This is a genomic window from Stenotrophomonas sp. P5_B8, assembly GCF_054049855.1.
In genome coordinates this window covers 1-4,036 of sequence record NZ_JBFULO010000365.1, presented here as the reverse complement: position 1 = coordinate 4,036, position 4,036 = coordinate 1, and the positions used below count along the sequence as shown (strand labels likewise).

General features: G+C 68.2%; 2 protein-coding genes. Both read right to left on the bottom strand.

The genetic code is table 11. The features are described 5' to 3' along the window. Positions 1–1,306 (bottom strand): PAS domain S-box protein (locus ACXJKH_RS16425; protein WP_457320894.1); only part of this gene is annotated, 1,306 nt, incomplete at its 3' end. Positions 1,307–1,509: 203 nt separating this feature from the next. Beyond that, positions 1,510–3,885: a Tex family protein gene (locus ACXJKH_RS16420; protein ID WP_457320893.1), complete on the bottom strand. Its 2,376-nt coding sequence runs from the start codon at positions 3,883–3,885 to the stop codon at positions 1,510–1,512. Positions 3,886–4,036: the final 151 nt, after the last annotated feature.

Sequence of the window (4,036 nt, the reverse complement as noted above, 5' to 3'; positions counted from 1 at the left end):
CCATGTCGGCCACCGCATCCAGGGTGATGCGGGTGCGCTGTTCGGACTCGCGCAGTTGCTGGCCGCTCTGGCGCTGGGCGGTGACGTCCTGGATCTGCGAGACGAAATGCAGCGGTTCGCCGTTTTCGGCGCGCACCAGCGACACCGACAACCGTCCCCAGACGATGTTGCCGGCCTTGCCCAGGTAGCGTTTGTCCATGTGGTAATGGTCGCGACGCCCCGCCAGCAGATCCCCGACCAGGGCCAGGTCGGTGTGCAGGTCATCGGCGTGGGTGAGGGTCTGGAAATCGATCTCCAGCAGCTCGGCGCGGGTATAGCCGAGAATGCCGCACAGCGCGTCGTTGACGTCCAGCCAGCGGCCTTCCAGCGACACCAGCGCCATGCCCAGCGCGGCCGAGGAAAACGCTCCGGCGAATTTCTCCGCGGCCAGGTAAGCCTGCTCGCGCACTTCCAGCATCGGAGTGATGTCCACCGCCATGCCGACATACCCGATGCGGTTGCCGCCGGCGCAGTCCAGCGGACTGATCGACAGGCGCACCTGGCGGCGCTGCCCGTCCTTGCGCACGAAGGTCCACTGGTGCGACCAGGTACCCTGCGCGGCGCGCGCGGTAAGCGCCTCGAAAACGGTCGGCAGGCGCCCGTCCGCATCGGCTTCGGGCTGCAGGTAGGCCTGCATTTCCGCCACATCATGGAACAGGCTCGGGTTGACTCGGCCGATCACTTCGTCCGCTCGATAGCCCAGCAACTTCTGCGCGCCGGTGTTGAACAGGTTGACCACGCCGTCCACATCGGTGGCGATCACCGCCACTTCGTCGGACGCATCCACCACCGCCTGCAGGCGCTGGCGCATGTTGGCCGCATCCTGGCGCGCGTTCTGCAGGTCGGTCACATCGGCATGCGCGCCAGCCATCCACAACGGGCGGCCCTGCGCGTCCCACTCGTAGACGCGGCCGCGGTCCTGCACCCAGATCCAGTGCCCGTCCTTGTGGCGCATGCGGCACAGGCTGTCGTAGTGCGCCGACCGGCCTTCCAAGTGGTCGTGCAACAGCGCGTTGGACTTGCCGAGGTCATCGGGGTGAACCAGACGGAAGAAGGTCTCCGGGGTGATCGGCGCCAGTTCGTCGCGGGTGTAACCGACAATCTGCGCCCAGCGCTCGTTGATCCGCATCTGACCGGCCTGGATGTTCCACTCCCAGGTGCCGGCGGCGGTACCTTCGATGATCATCTCCAGCCGGCGGTGCTGCTCGGTGATGTCGCGCAGCGCCGCGTCGATGCTGTGTTCGGTCGCGGGGTCGCGGCGGCTCATGGGCACGGCCACGCGCACGGCGCCGTGTGGCGTCGTGCGTCGGTCCGCCTTGTCAGGTCCCTGGTCATACGGCCTCCCCGCCTGCCCAAGCTACGGGCATTGAAGGCGAAGTGTGAACAAAGCCGGGTGAAACCAGAAGTGCCATCGGTCCAGACAGGCCCGGGGCCGCCCGAAAGCGTCCCCGCTCTGGACCCGCCGCCGGCTCAGCCGCCCCGTTTGGCGCGGGCGAAGGCGTCGGCCAGGGCATTGTTGGCCGGCGGCGTGGCGCTGCCCGGACGCGGCCCGGCGGGGGCGCCACGGCCCCCATTGCGCTGGCCACCGCCACCGCCCGCATCCCGACGGCCGCCGCCGGCCGGGCGCGCATCACGCTCGCCGGGGGCCTTGGCCGGGGCCGGGGTGTCATCCAGGCGCCGGGTCAGGGCGATGCGCTTGCGCGCCACGTCCACCTCCAGCACCTTGACCTTGACGATGTCGCCGGCCTTGACCACGTCGCGCGGATCCTTGACGTAGGTATCCGACAGCGCCGAGATGTGGATCAGACCATCCTGGTGCACGCCGATGTCGACGAAGGCACCGAACGCGGCCACGTTGCTGACCACGCCTTCCAGGATCATCCCGACCTTGAGGTCCTTGAGCTCTTCCACGCCATCGGCGAAGCGCGCGGCCTTGAACTCGGGGCGTGGATCGCGGCCCGGCTTTTCCAGTTCCTTGAGGATGTCACGCACGGTCGGCACGCCGAAGGTGGCGTCGGTGAACTGCTCGGCCTTGAGCCCGCGCAGGAAGCTGCCATCGCCGATCAGCGCCTTGATCGGGCGCGCGGTGGCGGCCACGATGCGCTCGACCACCGGGTAGGCTTCGGGATGCACCGAGGAGGCGTCCAGCGGCTGGTCACCATCGGCGATGCGCAGGAAGCCGGCGCACTGTTCGAAGGTCTTGTCGCCCAGCCGCGGCACCTTGAGCAGGTCCTTGCGGCGCTTGAACGGACCGTTGTCATCGCGATGGCGGACGATGTTCTCGGCCACGGTCGAGGACAGCCCGGATACCCGCGACAGCAGCGCGGCCGACGCAGTATTGACGTGCACGCCCACCGCGTTGACGCAGTCCTCCACGCGCGCATCCAGCGCGCGCGCCAACCGGTACTGGTCCACGTCGTGCTGGTACTGGCCAACGCCGATCGCCTTCGGATCGATCTTGACCAGTTCGGCCAGCGGGTCCTGCAGGCGGCGGGCGATCGACACCGCGCCGCGGATGGACACGTCCAGGTTCGGGAATTCCCTGGCCGCGAATTCCGAAGCCGAGTACACCGATGCACCGGCCTCGCTGACCACGATCTTCTGCACCTTCGTATCACCCAGTGCCTTGATCACCTCACCGGCCAGCTTGTCGGTTTCGCGGCTGGCGGTGCCGTTGCCGATCGCGATCAGATCCACGTTGTGCTGCACGCACAGCTGTTTGAGGGTGTGCAGCGACTGGTCCCACTGGCGGCGCGGTTCGTGCGGGTAAATGGTGTCGGTGGCCACCAGCTTGCCGGTCGCATCGACCACGGCGATCTTGCAGCCGGTGCGGATACCCGGGTCCAGGCCGAGCACCGCCTTGGGGCCAGCCGGTGCGGACAGCAGCAGGTCCTTGAGATTGTCGCCAAACACCGCGATCGCCTCGGCCTCGGCCTTCTCGCGGGCCTGGTTGAACAGATCCAGCAGGAGGTGCATGTGCAGCTTGGCGCGCCAGGTCATGCGGCACGCATCCAGCAGCCAGCGGTCGCCGGGCCGRCCTGCGTCGCGGATGCCGGCGTTGTGGGCCACCCGGCCTTCGCCGTATTGGTGACCGGCCTCGGCGTCGGGGCCGGGGTCCAGTTCCAGGAACAGGATTTCCTCGCGCCGCGCGCGGAACAGCGCCAGCAGGCGGTGCGAGGGAATCTTCGCCAGCGATTCGGCGTGTTCGAAGTAATCGCGGTACTTGGCGCCCTGCTCTTCCTTGCCCTCGGCCACGCGCGCCCGGATCACCCCGTTCTCGCCCAGCCAGGTACGCAGTTCGCYGACCAGCGCGGCATCTTCGCCCCAGCGCTCCATCAGGATCGCGCGGGCGCCTTCCAGCGCGGCCTTGGTGTCGGCCACGCCCTTGTCGGCATCGACGAAGGTGGCACCGAATACCTGCGGATCCAGGCCCGGATCGGCCAGCAGGCCATCGGCCAGCGGCTCCAGCCCGGCTTCGCGCGCGATCTGCGCACGGGTGCGGCGCTTGGGCTTGTACGGCAGGTACAGATCCTCCAGCCGCGACTTGGTGTCCGCACCGAGGATCTCGTTGCGTAGTTCGTGGCTGAGTTTGCCCTGCTCTTCGATGCTGGACAGCACCGCGGCGCGGCGGTCTTCCAGCTCGCGCAGGTAAGTCAGGCGGCTTTCCAGGTTGCGTAGCTGGGTGTCGTCCAGGCCGCCGGTGACTTCCTTGCGGTAGCGGGCGATGAACGGGACGCTGGCGCCTTCGTCCAACAGGGCGATGGCGGCACGTGCCTGGGCTGGCTGGGCACCGATTTCATCGGCGATGGTCTGGGCGATCTGCTGGGCGAGCTTGATGTCAGGCATTGCTTCCGGCCGGAGCCGCAGTACGGAAAGACCCGATTGTGGCAACGCCGGGCGGCGGGGGGAAGGCGTTGACAGCACGCGCCTAACCTGTCGCCGTAAGGTAGTGCCGGCCGCTGGCCGGCTATACGTGCCGTTGGGGATTGCCTGGAGC